At 64.4% G+C, this 17,208-nt stretch carries 14 protein-coding genes; 5 read left to right on the top strand and 9 right to left on the bottom strand.

Annotation, left to right across the window (positions count from 1 at the left end):
- Positions 1–272: 272 nt before the first annotated feature.
- A complete protein-coding gene (locus JFU04_RS11670) occupies positions 273–1,181 on the top strand; it encodes a MurR/RpiR family transcriptional regulator (protein ID WP_065906283.1) in 909 nt (302 codons plus the stop codon).
- 242 nt (positions 1,182–1,423) lie between these two features.
- On the opposite strand, the gene JFU04_RS11665 is transcribed toward JFU04_RS11670, so the two are convergent.
- The 5 genes from JFU04_RS11665 to pdxR form a co-directional block, all read right to left on the bottom strand.
- Positions 1,424–4,528, bottom strand: a complete 3,105-nt coding sequence (locus JFU04_RS11665; protein ID WP_201144132.1) for an efflux RND transporter permease subunit — start codon at positions 4,526–4,528, stop codon at positions 1,424–1,426.
- On the bottom strand, positions 4,525–5,739 hold the full coding sequence (locus tag JFU04_RS11660; RefSeq protein WP_201144131.1) for an efflux RND transporter periplasmic adaptor subunit: 1,215 nt from the start codon (positions 5,737–5,739) through the stop codon (positions 4,525–4,527). Before JFU04_RS11660 ends, JFU04_RS11665 begins: the two co-directional genes overlap by 4 nt.
- Positions 5,732–6,961 carry a TolC family protein gene (locus JFU04_RS11655; protein ID WP_201144130.1) on the bottom strand — a complete coding sequence of 410 codons (1,230 nt, stop codon included), beginning with the start codon at positions 6,959–6,961 and terminating at the stop codon, positions 5,732–5,734. The genes JFU04_RS11660 and JFU04_RS11655 overlap by 8 nt, the downstream gene beginning before the upstream one ends.
- 96 nt (positions 6,962–7,057) lie before the next feature.
- A complete protein-coding gene (locus JFU04_RS11650) occupies positions 7,058–7,396 on the bottom strand; it encodes a hypothetical protein (RefSeq protein ID WP_065906272.1) in 339 nt (112 codons plus the stop codon).
- Positions 7,397–7,422: 26 nt separating this feature from the next.
- Complete coding sequence (gene pdxR, locus JFU04_RS11645; protein ID WP_201144129.1) at positions 7,423–8,844, bottom strand: MocR-like pyridoxine biosynthesis transcription factor PdxR; 1,422 nt, start codon at positions 8,842–8,844, stop codon at positions 7,423–7,425.
- Between the two features lie 92 nt (positions 8,845–8,936).
- Between pdxR and JFU04_RS11640 the strand changes: the two genes are divergently transcribed.
- Positions 8,937–10,166 carry a multidrug effflux MFS transporter gene (locus JFU04_RS11640; RefSeq protein WP_201144128.1) on the top strand — a complete coding sequence of 410 codons (1,230 nt, stop codon included), beginning with the start codon at positions 8,937–8,939 and terminating at the stop codon, positions 10,164–10,166.
- Between the two features lie 153 nt (positions 10,167–10,319).
- On the opposite strand, the gene JFU04_RS11635 is transcribed toward JFU04_RS11640, so the two are convergent.
- On the bottom strand, positions 10,320–11,225 hold the full coding sequence (locus JFU04_RS11635; RefSeq protein WP_065906266.1) for a hypothetical protein: 906 nt from the start codon (positions 11,223–11,225) through the stop codon (positions 10,320–10,322).
- A 437-nt stretch (positions 11,226–11,662) separates the two neighbouring features.
- On the opposite strand from JFU04_RS11635, the gene JFU04_RS11630 reads away from it, so the two are divergent.
- The gene (locus tag JFU04_RS11630; RefSeq protein ID WP_003219726.1) at positions 11,663–12,346 is read left to right on the top strand and encodes a response regulator transcription factor; all 684 of its coding nucleotides are present in this window, start codon (positions 11,663–11,665) and stop codon (positions 12,344–12,346) included.
- Positions 12,324–13,718, top strand: a complete 1,395-nt coding sequence (locus tag JFU04_RS11625; RefSeq protein WP_065906264.1) for a sensor histidine kinase — start codon at positions 12,324–12,326, stop codon at positions 13,716–13,718. Before JFU04_RS11630 ends, JFU04_RS11625 begins: the two co-directional genes overlap by 23 nt.
- A gap of 134 nt (positions 13,719–13,852) precedes the next feature.
- On the opposite strand, the gene JFU04_RS11620 is transcribed toward JFU04_RS11625, so the two are convergent.
- Genes JFU04_RS11620 through JFU04_RS11610 form a run of 3 tightly spaced genes read right to left on the bottom strand, consistent with a single transcriptional unit; the run spans position 13,853 to position 16,113 of the window.
- Positions 13,853–14,269, bottom strand: coding sequence for an SRPBCC family protein (locus tag JFU04_RS11620; protein ID WP_065906262.1), 417 nt, complete (start codon positions 14,267–14,269; stop codon positions 13,853–13,855).
- A 26-nt stretch (positions 14,270–14,295) separates the two neighbouring features.
- Positions 14,296–15,093 (bottom strand): SDR family NAD(P)-dependent oxidoreductase, encoded by a 798-nt coding sequence (locus tag JFU04_RS11615; protein ID WP_120448318.1) that lies wholly within the window; start codon positions 15,091–15,093, stop codon positions 14,296–14,298.
- A 15-nt stretch (positions 15,094–15,108) separates the two neighbouring features.
- On the bottom strand, positions 15,109–16,113 hold the full coding sequence (locus JFU04_RS11610) for an aldo/keto reductase (protein ID WP_065906260.1): 1,005 nt from the start codon (positions 16,111–16,113) through the stop codon (positions 15,109–15,111).
- Between the two features lie 113 nt (positions 16,114–16,226).
- On the opposite strand from JFU04_RS11610, the gene JFU04_RS11605 reads away from it, so the two are divergent.
- Entirely contained in the window at positions 16,227–17,123 is an 897-nt protein-coding gene (locus tag JFU04_RS11605) for a LysR substrate-binding domain-containing protein (protein WP_065906259.1), read from the top strand.
- Positions 17,124–17,208 lie beyond the last annotated feature (85 nt).

Raw genomic sequence — 17,208 nt, 5'->3', positions numbered from 1 at the left:
TTATTTTTATCAGCCTGCGTTGTGCCGCCGTGGCGACGGCAAACGCTCTTGGTGGGAGCAGACTAGAACGTCCGGCGGCCGCAATCAATATTTATTCCATAATTATTTTTAGTGGAATATTTTTTCCAATACGCCAGCATAGGGGCACGCCAGCCCCCGTGCATCGTTTCAGCAGGCCACCGGGGCCGTGATGCCGGGGTATTTTTTGCGCCTACCCTGTAGACTTGCGCCACCCATCAGCGCATCAGAAGAACACGCCAGAAGGATTGCCCATGTCCCGCACCGATCCCGAGACCACCCTGGAAGGAACCATCGCCAGCCCTCCGATCAATGCCGAACGCCTGTTGCAGCTGATCACCGACGAATACGAAAGCCTGCCGCGCCAGCTCAAGCGCATCGCCAGCTACATGAGCCAGCAGAGCGACCGGATCATGGTCGACCGCATCAGTGATATCGCCCGTGAATGCGAAGTGCATCCGTCGGCCATCGTGCGGTTTTCCCAGCGTTTCGGCTTCAGCGGGTTCAGTGAAATGCAGGCGCTGTTTCGCGAGGCCTACACCCACAAGACCACGCCGGTGCAGAACTACCAGCAGCGCATCCGCAGCATGATCGCCAACAAGTCGCAGAAGGCCAGCGGCGGCGACCTGGCGCGTGAATGCGTAAATGCCACGCTGTCGGGCATCGAGCGCCTGGGTCTGGAGCTGGATGACACGGCCTTCGAGAAAGCCGTGGACCTGGTGGTCAACGCCGACAATATCTACGTGGTTGGCGTGCGCCGCTCCTTTGCGGTCGCCGACTACCTGGTCTACAACCTGCAGCACACCAACAAGCGCATCCACTTGATCTCGGGGCTGGGCGGCAGTTACCGCGAGCAGATGCGCAGCGTGCGCGCCAATGACCTGGTGATTGCGATCAGCTTCACGCCCTACGGCAAAGAGACCCAGCACTGCCTGCGCATTGCCCAGCATCACCAGGCCAAGACCCTGATCATCACCGACAGCAACCTGTCGCCGCTGGCCAAGCGAGCGAACGCGGTACTGTTGGTGAATGAGGGGTCGTCGTTTGCGTTCCGCTCGTTGAGCGCCACCTTGTGCCTGTGCCAGGCCTTGTTTATTGCGGTGGCCTACCGGTTGGAATTGAAGGTGGATGAGATCCACGAGCAGGTCGGGTTTGATGACTGATCCCAACGGCACGGGGATTGTGCTGGAAACCGGGCTTGTTGTGGTGAGTGGGCTTGTTGTGGCGAGCGGGCTTGCCCCGCGTTGGGCTGCGTAGCAGCCCCAAAACGGATCACCAAGGTATAACCTGGCACACCGCATTCTGCTTGATAAGGGCTGCTACGCAGCCCAACGCGGGGCAAGCCCGCTCGCCACAAAACCGATTCCCCCAACAGGCCAGCGCTCCACAGCCATAGTGGGTGTACTTATCGCTGATTTCGGCGCATCAGGCGGTACGCCGCAGGAATGACAAACAGCGAGAGCAACGGCGCAGTGAGCATGCCGCCGATCATCGGCGCGGCGATGCGGCTCATGACTTCACTGCCAGTGCCGCCGCCGAGCAGAATCGGCAATAGCCCGGCGATGATGACCGCCACAGTCATGGCCTTGGGGCGCACGCGCATGACCGCGCCTTCGGTGATCGCGGCCAGCAGGTCATGGTCCTGGCGCTCGGCCCAGGCGTTTTTCAGGTACAGCAGCATGATCACGCCAAACTCCGCCGACACCCCCGCCAGCGCGATAAACCCCACCCCGGTAGCCACCGAGAGGTTGTAGCCCAGCGCATACAGCAACCACACGCCGCCGGTCAGCGCGAAGGGCAAGGTGGCGATGATCAGGAGCGCCTCGTCGATCCGCCGGAACGTCAGGTACAGCAACACGAAGATGATCAGCAGCGTGGCCGGCACCACCAGTTTCAGGCGTTGGTTGGCGCGCTCGAGGAATTCGAACTGCCCCGAGTAGCTCAGGCTCATCCCCGGCTGCAGTTGCACCTGCTGGTCGATTGCCGCACGCAGGTCCTTGACCACCGACGCCAGGTCGCGGTCACGCACGTCGATGTAGACCCAGCCCGAAGGCCGCGCGTTTTCGCTCTTGAGCATCGGCGGGCCATCGTTCACCTTGACCTGCGCGACAGTGCCGAGCGTGATCTGGCTGCCCAACGGCGTGTAGATCGGCAGGTTGCGCAGCGCCTCCAGCGAGTCACGCCATGCCTTCGGATAGCGCAGGCTGATCGGGAAGCGCGCCAAGCCTTCCACGGTTTCGCCGATGGTCTCGCCGCCCACTGCGCCGGACACGATCGCCTGCACATCCGCGATGTTCAGCCCATATTGCGCCGCAGCAACGCGGTCGATGTCCACGTCGATAAAACGCCCGCCGGTCAAGCGCTCAGCCAGTGCCGAACTGACGCCGGGCAGCGTTTTGGCGACCTTCTCCACCGCCTGGGTCACCGCATCGATCTGCATCAGGCTGGTGCCCGCGACCTTGACGCCAATCGGGCTTTTGACCCCGGTGGCGAGCATGTCGATGCGGTTGCGGATCGGTGCAATCCAGATATTGGTCAGCCCCGGCACCTGCACCACGCGGTCCAGCTCCTTGACCAGTGCGTCCGGGGTCATGCCGGGGCGCCATTGATCCCTGGGCTTGAACTCGATGGTGGTCTCGAACATCTCCAGGGGTGCCGGGTCGGTGGCGGTTTCGGCACGTCCGGCCTTGCCGAACACATGGGCGACCTCGGGCACACTCTTGATCAGGCGGTCGGTGCGTTGCAGCAGCTCGCCAGCGGTTTGCGTCGACAACCCCGGCAGGGCCGAGGGCATGTAGAGCAGGTCGCCTTCATCCAGCGGTGGCAGGAATTCGCCGCCAAGCCTCGACAGCGGCCACAACGCACTGGCCACCACCAGCAAAGCCACCAGCAGGGTCAGGCGCGGCCGGTGCAGCACTGCATCGAGGGCCGGTTGGTAGAGCTTGATCAGCCCGCGATTGAGCGGGTTGCGCTGTTCATCGGGAATGCGCCCGCGAATCCAGTAGCCCATCAGCACCGGGATCAAGGTCACCGACAACCCGGCCGCCGCCGCCATGGCGTAGGTCTTGGTGTAGGCCAGCGGGCCGAACAGGCGACCTTCCTGGGCTTGCAGGGTGAACACCGGGATAAACGACAACGTGATGATCAGCAGGCAGAAAAACAGCGCCGGCCCGACCTCCACGGCGGCCTCGGTCATGACCTGCCAATGCTCCTCGCCCTTGAGCGCTCGCCCCGGATGGGCGTGGTGCCAGGCCTCGATCTTCTTGTGGGCGTTCTCGATCATCACCACCGCCGCATCCACCATCGCACCAATGGCAATCGCAATGCCGCCCAGGGACATGATGTTGGCGTTGATTCCCTGCATCTGCATGACGATAAAAGCGATCAATACCCCCACCGGCAGCGAGATGATCGCCACCAGCGACGAGCGCAGGTGCCAGAGGAATATCCCGCACACCAGCGCCACCACCAGGAACTCCTCCAGCAGCTTGTGGCTGAGGTTGTCCACGGCGCGGTCGATCAATTTGCTGCGGTCGTACGTGGTGACGATCTCCACGCCGGGCGGCAGGCTGCTTTTCAGTTGCGCCAGCTTGGTCTTGACGGCGGCGATGGCTTCGCGAGCATTCTTGCCGCTGCGCAGGATCACCACGCCGCCCACGGCTTCACCCTCGCCGTCCAGTTCACCGACGCCGCGGCGCAGGTCCGGGCCGAGTTGAATGCTCGCCACGTCGCCGAGGGTCACCGGTACGTTGTCGGTGCCCAGGCGCAACGGAATCGCGCGAAAGTCCGCCAGGCTTTTCAGGTAGCCGGAGGCGCGCACCATGTATTCGGACTCGCCCATGTTCAGCACCGAACCGCCGGTTTCCTGGTTGGCCTTGCCGATCGCCTCCGTGACCTGTGCCTGGGTGATGCCGCGATTGGCCAGGGCCAACGGATCGAGCTGCACCTGGTACTGCTTGACCTGGCCGCCGATGGTCGCGACTTCCGCCACATTGGGCAGGGTCTTGAGTTCGAACTTGAGGAACCAGTCCTGCAGCGCGCGCAGTTGTGCCAGGTCGTGCCGACCGCTGCGATCCACCAGCGCGTACTGGTAGATCCACCCCACGCCGGTGGCGTCCGGGCCCAACGCGGGCTTGGCCGACGCCGGCAAGCGTGCCTGCAATTGGCTGAGGTATTCCAGCACCCGCGAACGCGCCCAGTACAGGTCGGTGCCTTCGTCAAACAACACATACACGTAGCTGTCGCCAAAAAACGAAAAGCCGCGCACGGTCCTCGCACCCGGTACCGAAAGCATCGTCGTGGTCATCGGGTAGGTGACCTGGTTTTCGACGATCTGCGGCGCCTGGCCCGGGTACGGCGTGCGGATGATCACCTGCACATCCGAGAGGTCCGGTAGCGCATCCACCGGCGTGTTCTGCACCGCCCACAGGCCCCACGCGGTGACAAACAGCGTGGCGAGCAGGACCAGGAAACGGTTGGCCACCGACCAGCGAATCAACCGCGCGATCATGGCTGGCTCCCCGGTTGCAGGCTCATGTCAGAAGGGCCGGACGAGGGGGTACTTATCCCGCGCAAGCTGGCCTCGGAATCCAGCAGGAATTGACCGGAAGCGACCACCTGCTGGCCTTCCTGCAACCCGCTGATGATGACGCTCTGGTCCTGGCTTTCTGTGCCGACCTCGACCTCGACCGGTCGATAGTGCCCGCCCTCCTCGGCCAGCATCACCAACACGCGCTTGCCGGTGCGGATCAACGCCTCGCTCGGCACACGCAACACCGATTGTGTGGAAGATTGCGCCAGGCGCACCTGCGCAGTCATGCCTGGGCGCAAGGCGCCCTCGGGGTTGCGCAGCTCGACGCGCACCTGCACGGTACGGCTGTCTGCGGCGGTGGCTGGCAGGATCGCGCTGACGCTGCCGTTGAAGGTCTTGCCGGGCCACCCGACAAATCGACTCTGCACGGTCTGTCCCACCGCCACTCCCGCCGCCTGGGCCTGCGGCACCGCGACTTGCAGCCAGACCGGGTCCACGCCGTTGATGCGTGCCAGGGTCTGCCCGGCCGCGACCGTCATGCCTTCGCGCACGTCCAGGGTCTGCAACGCACCGGCCAACGGGCTGGTGATGGTCAACACCGATTGCACCCGGCCGCTGCGTTCCATGCGCGTGATCACGTCGGCGGGCATGCCGCTCAGGCGCAGGCGCTGGCGCGCAGCGGCCAACCAGCTGGCATCACCGCTGCGGCGCACGGCCAGGAACTCCTCCTGGGCAGCCGCCCACTCGGGGATCAGCAGATCCGCCAACGGCGCGCCGGCCTGGAGTACATCACCCGGCGCGCGGGCGTACACGCGCTCGACAAAACCCGTCGCACGCGCCTGCACCACGGCAACGTCACGCTCGTTGAACGCGAGGATGGCGGACAGCTCCAGCGTCGGTGTGAGCGCGCCCCGGCTCACCGTCGCCAGGCGCACACCGAGGTTCTGTGCCACCTGCGGATCGATCTGCACGGCATGGTTGTCGGCGGTGCTCTCGGCATAGCGCGGCACCAGCTGCATGTCCATGAAGGGCGACTTGCCGGGCTTGTCGAATTTCTGCTGCGGGTACATCGGGTCATACCAGTACAGCGCGGCTTTATCCGGCAGGGCGGCGGCAGGTTTCTGCGCCAGCCAATAGCCCGCCCCCACGCCTGCGGCCAGCAGCGCCACAGCGAGCAATCGATTAATCATTGGCGGGTTCCCCATAGGCAAAATACAACTGCGCACCCACCAGGGCACGTTGTTCGATGGCATCGATCTGCTTGAAACGCGCGTCGACCAATTCGCGACGGGCACTGACCAGCGCCATCAACTCGGTCTTGCCGGCGCGATAGCCGGCCAGGCTCAAGGCGACCTTCTCCTCGGCCAGCGGCACCAGGCTGTCCTGGCTACGCTGCACGGCGCGGTCGAGGCGCTGATAGGTGGCCAGGTCGTCGTCGAGCACCTGGGTGTGTTCGCGGGTGGCGGCTTCGCGTTCGGCATCCAGTTGGTCCAGCTCGGCCTGCCGGGCGGCAATCCCGGGGTTTTGCCGGCGGCCGGGGAAAATCGGCAGGTCGAAGCTCAATTGCAGGCTGACCATGTCGCCGTACTCGCGACCGCGATGCTGGTAATCCACTTCCCAACTCCAGTCCGAGGTCTTTTGCGCCTTGGCTTCGCGCAGCCGTGCCTCGGCCTCGCGGGTGCGCGGCGCAAAGGCTTGCAGTTCGGGGTGCTGGTGCAGGTTGTAGGGATGGGCGAGTGGCCAATTCGGCCATTGCCCGCTGGGGGCTTCGCTCGCCGCTGCACCGATCCAGCGCTTGAGGGCGGCGCGGGCCTGGGCGCGCTGTTCGGTCAACGCGTCCTCGCGCTCGGCCAGTTCAGCCGCCTCCTGGCGCGGGATGACCACATCCGAGGGCTGGCCACGGCCGCCGGCCAACTGGGCACGGATGCTGTCCTGCAGCAGGCGATTCTGTTGGTAGAAGTCCTGGAACAAGGCGTCCTTGCGCTCCACCGCATAGGCGCGAATCCACGCCTGGGCAGTGGCCTGGCGCACATTGAGGCGCTCGACGCGCCCTTCGGCCGCCGTGCGCGCCACGGTCGCGTCGGCCAGTTCGACCCGCGCCTTGCGCTTGTCACGGCTGGGCACCTGTTGCTGGATACCGACCATTTGCTCGGTCATGTCATCGCCATACAACGTGCCGCGATCGGGCCCGCCGATGGGGAAGTTTTGCAGGCCTACGACGAGTTTCGGGTCGGGCAATTCACCGGCCGGAATCGCCGCCTGCGTCGCCGCCTGCAGCTTGGCCGACTCGGCCGCGAGCGACGGCGCGGTGGTTTGCGCCAGGCGCAGGGCGTCATCCAGGGTCAGCGCGGACGCCAACAGCGGCCACGCCAGCACGCCCACCGCCAGGGCGCGCATGTAGAGGGAATTCATGCTGAAGATTCCTGTTCTGTTCCACTGCGCGCCGGGTTATGCGGCGCACAGCAAGGCCATCCCGAAGGCGGGATGAGACTTCAGGTGCAACAGGAATCAGTAGCGGGGTGGGCGCCAGACGCCGGACGGCGTGCGGTCGGGGATAAAGTCCGAGGTGGTGCTGAAAAGCTGCGCCGACGCCAGGGTCACAGGCGCCTTGAGCAGCGGCACCGACAGTTGCAACAGGCCGCCGGTCTTGCACTCCTGGCCGGGCTTGCAGGCCTTGCCATGATCCACGCCGTCCTGGCAGCAGTCCGGGGTCATGTCGGTCATCATCGGCATGTCCGCCATCTTCATCGGGCAAGGCTCGGTGCTCGACGGCACGCCCGCCATCCCGGTCAGGGGAAGCGTGAGGCTTAACAGCAGGACCAGGATCAAACGCAGAAGGCGGCTCATGGGGCGCGAGTCTAGCCAAGCGGGCGTTAAGCCGCCATTAACAATTTCGCCAACGCGCGGCCATGGAAGCGGATCTGCGCGAGGGTCAACGCGGTGTAGCCGATGATCACCGCCGGCGGCAGGCGCGCGTCCCGGCAGAACGTGCCCAGGGGCTGCAAGGTCAGGCCGACAGCGGCGGCACGGGTGCAGAAGTCTGGCTCTTCGACCCCCGCCGGCAACCACAGTACAAAGTGCAGGCCTGCCTGCTGGCCGCTGACCCTGAACTGCCCGCCCAGGCACTCCAACAGCGCATCGCGCCGCGCCTGGTAAGCCTGGCGCGATGCCCGCAGGTGACGCACGAACGCGCCGCTGCCGAGGAACTCCACCAACCCCGACTGATCACCCGCCCCCACCGAATGCCCGGTGAGTTGCAGCGTGCGCAGCAGCGCTGGACGCAGCGCCTTGGGCACCACCATGAAGCCCACGCGCAGGCCGGGGAACAGGTTCTTGTTGAAGCTGCCGCAGTAGATCACCCGGTCGCTGGAGTCCAGGGACTTGAGCGCGGCCAGGGGCGCGGCGTTGTAGTTGTACTCGCTGTCGTAATCGTCTTCGACCACCCATGCCTCGGCACGGGCGGCCCAGTCCAGCAGCGCCAGGCGGCGCGACACCGACAGGGTCATGCCCAACGGGGCCTGGTGCGCCGGGGTCACATAGGCCAGGCGCGCCGTGTCGGGGAGTTGGTCGGTGTCGAGGCCTTCGGCGGTCACCGGCACCGCATGGATATGCGCACCTGCCAGGCTGAACAGGCGGCGTGCCGGCGGGTAGCCAGGGTCCTCGACACAGGCGGTGTCGCCGGATTTGAGCAGTGTGCGGGCGATCAGGTCGAGCGCATGGCGAATGCCGGTGGTGACGATCACCTCGTCGGCCTCGCACTGCAGGCCACGGTAGCTGCGCAAGTAATCGGCGATCTGCGCGCGCAGCTGCGGCAGGCCCGCAGGGTGCGCGGCCTCAAGCACGCCGGGGCCCACAGACAGCAGCCCACGGGAAATACAGCGGGCCCAGGTTTTCAGGTCGAACAGGCTCGCGTCCGGCCGCCGCGCGACAAAAGGCACGTGGCTCTGCACGCCGGCGTCCGGCTGATCCGGCACCACGGCGCGACGCGGCGCCTGCGTCACCGTCGGCGCGGCCATGAATTGTTCGGGGATCACCGCGCAGACCCGCGTGCCGGAGCCGGCCACCCGCTGCACATAGCCTTCGCTGTGCAGGCGCTCGAATGCCGCTTCCAGGGTGCCACGCGACACCTGCCAGCGCTCCGCCAGGCTGCGCGTGGACGGCAAGCGACTGCCTGCCGGCAACTGCCGATTGAGGATCGCACCCCGCAACGCCGCGTAGGCACCTTGTTGCTTGCTCGCATCGAGGCCATCGGGACGGGGCAGGTCAAGGGCGGAAGCAGCTTTTCCTCGGCTCATAGTGGTCCACTCTTTCCAGGCATAAATGGCCCACAGGATTAAACCACAAAGCCGCTAGAGTTCGGGCTCTACTCATTGCAAAGAAGCGTGCCATGACCCAACGCGCCCTCTCCTCCTGGTTCTGGCTGGTGCTGCTCACCGTGCTGATCGGCCTGCCCCGCATCACCCTCGACATGCACCTGCCGGCCCTGCCCGCCATGGCCGACTATTTCCACACCCGCGACAGCCAGTTGCAGCTGATCCTCACCCTGTACACCCTTGGCTCGGCGATTTCCCTGCTGGTCAGCGGTCCGCTGACGGATCGCTTCGGCCGCCGCCCGGTGTTGCTGGCGGGCTTGTTCACGTACGTGGTCGCCACCGTCGCGTGTGCGCTGGCCGACAGCCTCGGCGTGCTGATCATTGCCCGGTTGTTCCAGGCCCTGGGCGGGTGCTGCACCACGGTCATTGGCCGGGTGATCGTGCGCGACTACTTCGACCGCCATGAACAGGCGCGGCTGCTGGGCCTGATCTCCATGGCCATGGCCGTCTCGCCAATGGCCGCGCCGGTGCTGGGCAGCCTGCTGTTGCCGCTGGTGAATTGGCGCGGGCTATTCGTGCTGCTCGGCCTCATCGGCACGGTGCTGTACCTGGTGGTGTATCGCCGCCTGCCCGAAACCCGCCCGCCGGAGGTGGCCGCCGCGCCGCCGAGCAACCTGCTGCGGATTTATGCCCAACTGCTGCGCGATCGCTACTTCCTGCGCTATTCCCTGGCGATCGGCTGCGTGTACAGCACCTATTTCCCCTTCATCAGTGAGTCGTCGGCGCTGCTGCAACGTGGCTTTCACCTGACGGCGACCGCCTATGCGCTGGTGTTCGCCGCCACCATCAGCGGCTACATGCTCGGTGCCAACCTGTTCCGTCGGCTGGTGCAGCGATTCGAACCGGATCGCCTGATCAACGCGGCGATCGCCCTGAATGTGCTGGGCAGCCTGCTGCTCGCACTCGCCACCCTGGCGTTGCCACAGCAATGGCTGGCGATTGTGCTGCCGATGGTGGTGATCATGGTGTCGGTGGGGATGGTGATTCCGGCGTGCCAGCTGTCGGTGCTGCAGCCCTACGGCGCAATCGCCGGGACGGCGTCAGGCCTGTTCTTCTTTACCCAGATGTTCCTGACGGCGCTGAGCAGTTGGGTTACCGGCCTGCTGTCCAACGGCACCTCGCTGCCTTTGGTGATCATGACCGCGCTGGCGAGCGGCTTGCTGCTGACCAGTTGGCTGGCCCTGCGCACAAATAAACGTGGGAGCGGGCTTGCCGGCGAAAACGTTGTGTCAGTCAACTCATGAGTCACTGACACCGCGCATTCGCCAACAAGCCCGCTCCCACGTATTTACCGATTAAGACGGCAATCAGTGCATAAAGATCGCGATCAGGATGATCACCGGAATAGGCACACCGAGGAACCAAAGCAGTAATGAGCGCATGTTGTTCTCCTTGAATTAACGAACGAAGTGTTCAGTTTCGACATACACCACCGCATCCCGGCGACGACCGCCGAAGGTTGCAGCGAAGCTGGCGAAAAACGCACCGATCAGCAGGGCCACGAACATCCACAGGGACGTCCAGGCAGCAACTTTGGCGGCGGTATCAGCGGCTTGCTTGGCTTTGAGCTTGGCGTCTTCGAGAGCTTTACGGGCGTCACCGTAGACCTTGTCGATACGCGCCTCGGCGTCAGCCTGGCTGAGGTTGGTGCGCTGGCTGATCAACTGGGCCAGGTAGGCACGGTCTTCAGGGGCCAGTTGGCCGTCGTTGCTCAGGGTGCGGGCAAAGATGCGCGCAACCACGCCGTGGACCGCGTCATCACTGACGGCGGCTGGGCGGTCGTCACGGAACAGGCTGTCGACGTAGTAGCCGAAGTCCTGGCCGTTGGCACCTTTGGCCGCACTGCCGGCGGCCTGGGTGACACCGCTGGCAGCACCGGACGCCACACTGGCACCCGCTTGCACGCCACCGCTGACCACGCTGCTGACCGAGCCGACCACCAGGGTCGCGGTAATCAACGTGGCCACGGCCCAGGCCAGGAAGCCATGGGCGGTGTCGCGAAAATACACCTCATCGCCGTGCATATTGGCCCATTTCACGCGCAACCGGCCGGCGATGTAACCGCCCAGGCCGGACGCGACGATCTGGGTAAACGCCAGCCAGATAATGGTGGAAATGCCAAGCCCCTTGGCGCTGATGCCGCTATCGGCCCACGGCGACACCGCCGAAAAGCCCAGGCCGAAACCCAGCAGTACCAGAATCAGGGACAGTGCAGCCGCGGCTGCGGCCCCGGCAAAAATCGCCCCCCAGGAAACCCCGGAGAGCGCGCTCGACTCTTGCAGCGTGGATGAGGATGTGATCATTGTTGTTTTGCTCCCGGCAGGAAAAATAGTGTTACAACTCTCAAAAGGGACAGTGCAGGCAGCGTGCCAGTCGCTCGAAAATTTAAAATCCTTATATTTCAACAAGTTAACTAAATTGAACTAATTTGAACCATGCAACTTGCAAGAAATGACCGAACAAGGCGGGCGTTATGCAATCCCAGTTTGAGCACTCACCTGTAGGCGCCGGCGTGCCGGCGATAGCGCGATGCCCGGCGCCCAAAGCGCTGACGGACACACCCCTATCGCCAGCAAGCCGGCGCCTGCCGGATCGCATGCCAAGTGATGAAATTTTTGTCAGTTTTGCCAACATGACGTTTTATTTAGGAAGCGTTCAGCCATTTATTGGCAAAATGCTCCCACTTCTGTAGGCGCCGGCTTGCCGGCGATTGCGGTTTTCCTGTGTGAAAGGTAATCCCATGACCCGTATTTTGACCATCGAGGATGACGCCGTAACGGCCCGCGAGATCGTCGCCGAGCTGAGTAGCCATGGACTGGACGTAGATTGGGTGGACAACGGCCGCGAAGGCCTGGTCCGTGCCGTGAGCGGTGATTACGATCTGATCACCCTCGACCGCATGCTGCCCGAACTCGATGGCCTGGCCATCGTCACCACCCTGCGCACCATCGGCGTGTCCACGCCGATCCTGATGATCAGCGCCCTCTCCGACGTCGACGAGCGCGTGCGCGGCCTGCGCGCCGGCGGCGATGACTACCTGACCAAGCCTTTCGCATCGGATGAAATGGCCGCCCGCGTAGAAGTGCTGCTGCGGCGCAAAAGCACGGTCAAGGAATTCGAGACCGCCCTGCGCGTGGCCGACCTGGAACTCAATCTGATCAGCCGTGAAGCCAGCCGTGCCGAACAGCCGCTGAGCCTGCTGCCGACCGAATACAAACTGCTCGAATTCCTGATGCGCAACACCGGGCAGATCCTGTCGCGGATGATGATCTTCGAGGAAGTCTGGGGGTATCACTTCGACCCGGGCACCAACTTGATCGATGTGCACATCGGTCGCTTGCGCAAGAAAATCGATCCACCGGGCCTCACGCCGCTGATCCGCACGGTACGAGGTTCCGGTTATGTCATTGCTGAACCCCTCTAAGGGCTGGCGCTCCTCCAGCAGCCGCCTGCTGGCGCTGTACAGCTCGTTGTTCGTGGCCTGGAGCTGCATCCTCATGGGGGTGCTGTACTACGAAGTGTCGGGTTACCTGGGTGATCTGTCGCGCCATTCGCTGATGCAGCGCCAACATTTATTCCAGCGTTTCGACGGCGAGGAACTGGTGGAAGCCCTGACCACCAGCATGACCTTCGACATGAAGGGCGTGGACGCCTACGGCCTGTTCGACGAGCAGTTTCGCCCCTTGAGCGGGCCGATCCGCGCGATTCCGCCCGACTTGCCGCTGGACGGCAAGATCCACGCCCTGGCCAACTGCGTCGATTCCGACGACCCCAAACTGCCCAAGGACAGCTGCGACGCCGTGGCCACCCACACCGACGACGGCCGCTGGCTGGTGCTGGTGCGGGCCAACGGCTCGTTGTTTGGCGTGACGCGGATCATCTGGCACGCGCTGTTGTGGGCGCTATCGCTGACGATCATTCCCGGCGCCGCTGGCTGGCATTTGCTGCGCCGCCGCCCGTTGCGCCGGATCCGTGGGATCCAGGCCAGCGCCGAAGCCATCGTCGCCGGCGACCTCACTCACCGCCTGCCGCTGTCCAACCGGCGTGACGAGCTGGACATGCTCGCGGCCATCGTCAACGCCATGCTCGACCGCATCGAGAAGCTGATGAACGAGGTCAAGGGCGTGTGCGACAACATCGCCCACGACTTGCGCACGCCGCTGACCCGCCTGCGGGCGCAGCTCTACCGCATCCGCCAGGAAGCGGAGGCCGACTCGCACTACGCGGTAAAACTCGACGATGCAATTACCGAGACCGACACCCTGATGGCACGCTTTCGCGGGCTGCTGCGGATCTCGGAATTGGAGGACCACCAGCGCCGCTCAGGCTTCCTGGTGATGGACCCGCTGCCACTGTTGCGCGAATTGCATGACTTCTACCTGCCCCTGGCAGAAGAAGGCGAATTGCAGCTGCGCCTTGAAGTCCCCGAGTCCTTGCCGTGGATCACCGGCGACCGCGCACTGTTGTTCGAAGCGTTGGCCAACCTGCTGAGCAACTCGATCAAGTTCTCCCCACCGGGTGGCGAGGTGATCCTGCGGGGTCTCAACGATGCCGGCAGCACGCGCATCGAAGTCCACGACTCCGGCCCGGGCATCCCGGCCGCCGAACGTGATGCGGTGTTCCAGCGCTTCTACCGCGTGGATGAAGGCGACCAGCAAGGCGGGTTTGGCTTGGGCTTGTCGATTGTGGCGGCGATCATCAACCTGCACGGGTTCAAGCTCGAAGTCGGCAGCAGCGAGCAAGGCGGCGCCCGCCTGATTCTCGAATGCCGCCAGCAACTGATGCCGGAAGCCTGAGGACGGCCGCCAGGCTTGTGTGGGAGCTGGCTTGCCTGCGATAGCATCGCCTCGGTATGACTGATACACCGAGCTGCCTGTATCGCGGGCAAGCCCGGCTCCCACACAGAGCCCCCTCCACAGTGAGGCGTTGATCAGGCCGGGAAATTGGCCCGCAGCGCCTCAAGCCCGCCGCTGTACACCCCGGCAAACAACTCTTCCACCGCCGCGTCCGTGGTCCCCGCCGCCGGCGTGAACACGCCGGACCAGGTCACTTTCGCCGACGATTCGCCAAGCGCCTCGACCTGCAAGGTCGCGAGGTAAGCACTCACCGGAAACGGCGATTGCTCAATGGTGTAGCTGTAAGTGCGCCCGACGTTATCGAAGGCCTGCAGGCGCTCGACCACCACGCCGCCGTCGGCAGTCTGCAGGTGCCGCACGCGGCCGCCATCGCTGGGCTCGCTCTTGACGATGAACGGCAGCCAGTCCGGCAGGCTGTTGAAGCCGCCCACCAATTGCCAGACCTGATCGGCCGACACCGGAATTTCAATCACAGAAGACGCTGTTGCCACGATAAATACTCCAGAAGGTAAAAAATTCAGATCGCCATGCTGTCGACGACACCACCATCGACCCGCAACGCGGCACCGGTGGTCGCGGAGGACAGGGGTGAAGCAATGTACGCCACCAGGTTCGCCACTTCATCCACATTCGCTGCGCGCTGGATGATCGAGGTGGGTCGCGCGTTTCGCACAAACACATCGGCCTCGTCCCGTGCACTGCGCCCGGACTTCGCGGTGGCGTCCTTGAGCATCTGCTCCAGGCCGTCGGTGAAAGTCGGGCCCGGCAGCACCGCGTTGACGGTCACGCCAGTGCCGGCCAGGCGCTTGGCCAGGCCGTGGGACACGGCCAGGTTGGCGCTCTTGGTCACGCCGTAGTTGATCATGTCCGCCGGCGTTGCCACCCCGGATTCCGAGGACAGGAAAATCACCCGCCCCCAGCCCTGCTCGACCATGCCCGGCACGTAGTGCCGCGCCAGGCGCACACCGGAGATCACGTTGACCTCGTAGAAGCGTGTCCATTCGCTGTCCGGCGCTTCGAAGAAATCCACATCGTTGAAGATGCCCAGGTTGTTGACCAGGATGTCGGCACGCGGTTCGGCGGCGAACAGTGTGTCGGCGCCCTCAGCGGTGCCCAGGTCCGCCACCAGCCCGCGCAGGTTGGCGCCGGGCACCGCCTGGCGAATGCTCGCCAGTGCGTCATCGACCTTGCCCGCTTCGCGCCCGATCACCACCACGGTGGCGCCGGACGCTGCCAGGGCCTGGCTGATACCCAGGCCGATGCCTGCCGTGCTGCCGCTGACGATGGCTACTTTGCCGCTTACATCAATCTTCATGCTTGAATCCTCGTATTAGAGCGGCAGTGGTGCGCGGTCCGACACCAAGTGGGCATCGCGCAGGGCCTGCCAGAAGGCTGCCGGAATCTTCTCTGACAACGCCGCGACGTCTTCGGCAATCCGCCCCGGACGACTGGCGCCCGGAATGACCGCCGCTACGGCAGGATGCGCCAGGGAGAACTGCAGCGCCGCCGCCTTCACACTCACGCCAAAGGCCTGGGCAATCGCCTTGATCTGCTCGACCTTGTGGATGATCGCCGGGCTCGCCGGCTGGTATTCGAAGTGCGCGCCCCCGGCGAGGATCCCCGAGCTGTACGGGCCACCGACGACGATTTCGACCTGCTGCGCCAGGGCGGCGTCCATCAAGCGCTGCAGGGCGCGGTCGTGGTCCAGCAAGGTGTAGCGGCCGGCCAGCAGGAAACCGTCGGGTTGGGCTTCGGCAAGGTCCAGGGTCAGCTCGCAGGGCTCGACGCGATTCACGCCCAGGCCCCAGGCCTTGATCACGCCCTCTTCACGCAGGCGGGTCAGCACCTTGAAGGCGCCGGTACGGGCCTGGTTGAAGTAGTCCAGCCACTGGTCGCCGTAGAAGTCCTGGGCGATGTCGTGAATCCAGACAATATCCAGGCGATCGGTCTGCAGGCGGTTCAGGCTGTCTTCGATGGAGCGCAAGGTGGCATCGGCGCTGTAGTCGTTGACCATCTTGTTCGGGCGACCGTGTTCGAACACGCCGCTTTTTTCACCGAGATCACGCGCGCTTTCTTCGACTTCGTCGAGGATCAGGCGGCCGACCTTGGTGCTGAGCACGAAGTCGTCGCGACGGTATTGCGACAGGGCCTGGCCCAGGCGGATTTCCGACAGGCCCGAACCGTAGAACGGCGCGGTATCGAAGTAGCGCACGCCCTGGTTCCAGGCGGCCTCGACGGTGGCCTGGGCTTCTTCCTCAGGGATGGCGCGGAACATGTTGCCCAGTGGGGCAGTGCCAAAGCCCAGTTGGCCGGGCAATTTGTCTTTCAAGCTCATGGTGGATCCTCAATCGGGTTCAGGGTCGCTGTGACCGTTGAGCAGATCGTAGATTGCGTAGATCGGACCGTCCAAGACATACTGCGACCAACTTGAGTCCCAAGAGGTCTTACATGATTGATCTACGCCAATTGCGCTACTTCGAAGTGGTCGCTGAAGAAGAACACGTCGGCCGCGCCGCCGAGCGCCTGCATATCTCGCAGTCGCCGTTGAGCCGGCAGATTGCCCAGCTCGAAGAACGCCTGGGCCTGACCCTGTTCGAACGCAGCCAGCAACGCATCCGCCTGACCCGCGACGGGCAGACTTTTCTCGCCGAAACCAAGGCCCTGCTGACCCATGCCAATCGCCTCGAATCCCTGGGCAAGCGCCTCGGCCGTGGTGAAGAAGGTGGCCTGTGCATCGGCTACATCGAGAACGCCATGCACGCCGGCGTGCTGCCTAATGCCTTGCGCATCCTGCGGGACGACCGGCCCACCGTGCACATCAAGCTGTACAACCTGCCCTCCCTCGAACAACTCGAAGGCCTGCGCCAGCGCAGCCTGGACATCGCCCTGGTGGCGGAACCACCGGCGGCCGATGACCCGGACCTGACCGCCCTGCAAGTGCTGGACGACCCGATGCTGCTGGCCCTGCCCGAGCATCACCCGCTGGCCAGGCAGACTGAACTGCTGCCCGAGCACCTGGCCGATCAGGAGTGGATTGGCGTGCAGCGCAAACCCGGCGCCAACCCCGCCGATGACTTTGTCGCCGCCTGCATCCGCGCCGGCTTCACCCCGCAGATTCCCATGGAAGCCAGCGAGCCGTTCACCGCCTTGGGCCTGGTCGCCTCCGGGTTGGGGGTGGCGATGGTGCAAAAAGGCCTGAGCCGCAATGCACCGCCGGGCGTGGTGCTGCGCGAACTGCCCTGGCTGACCTACACCACGCCACTGTGGGCGGCGTGGCACCGGATCAACCTGCGCCCGCTGGTGGAAACGTTCCGCAAGGTACTCACCGAACCCACGGGCGAATAGGACTCCAACCGTCAACGGCTTCAGCCACGACGCCAAACCTGAGCCCTGCATACATGCAAAATGTGGGAGCGGGCTTGCTCGCGAA

Origin of the sequence: Pseudomonas sp. TH21 (assembly GCF_016651025.1) — a bacterium.
Lineage (GTDB): Bacteria > Pseudomonadota > Gammaproteobacteria > Pseudomonadales > Pseudomonadaceae > Aquipseudomonas > Aquipseudomonas aylmerensis.
Note: the sequence above shows the minus strand (reverse complement) of the source record. Positions and strands in the feature narration are given on the sequence as shown.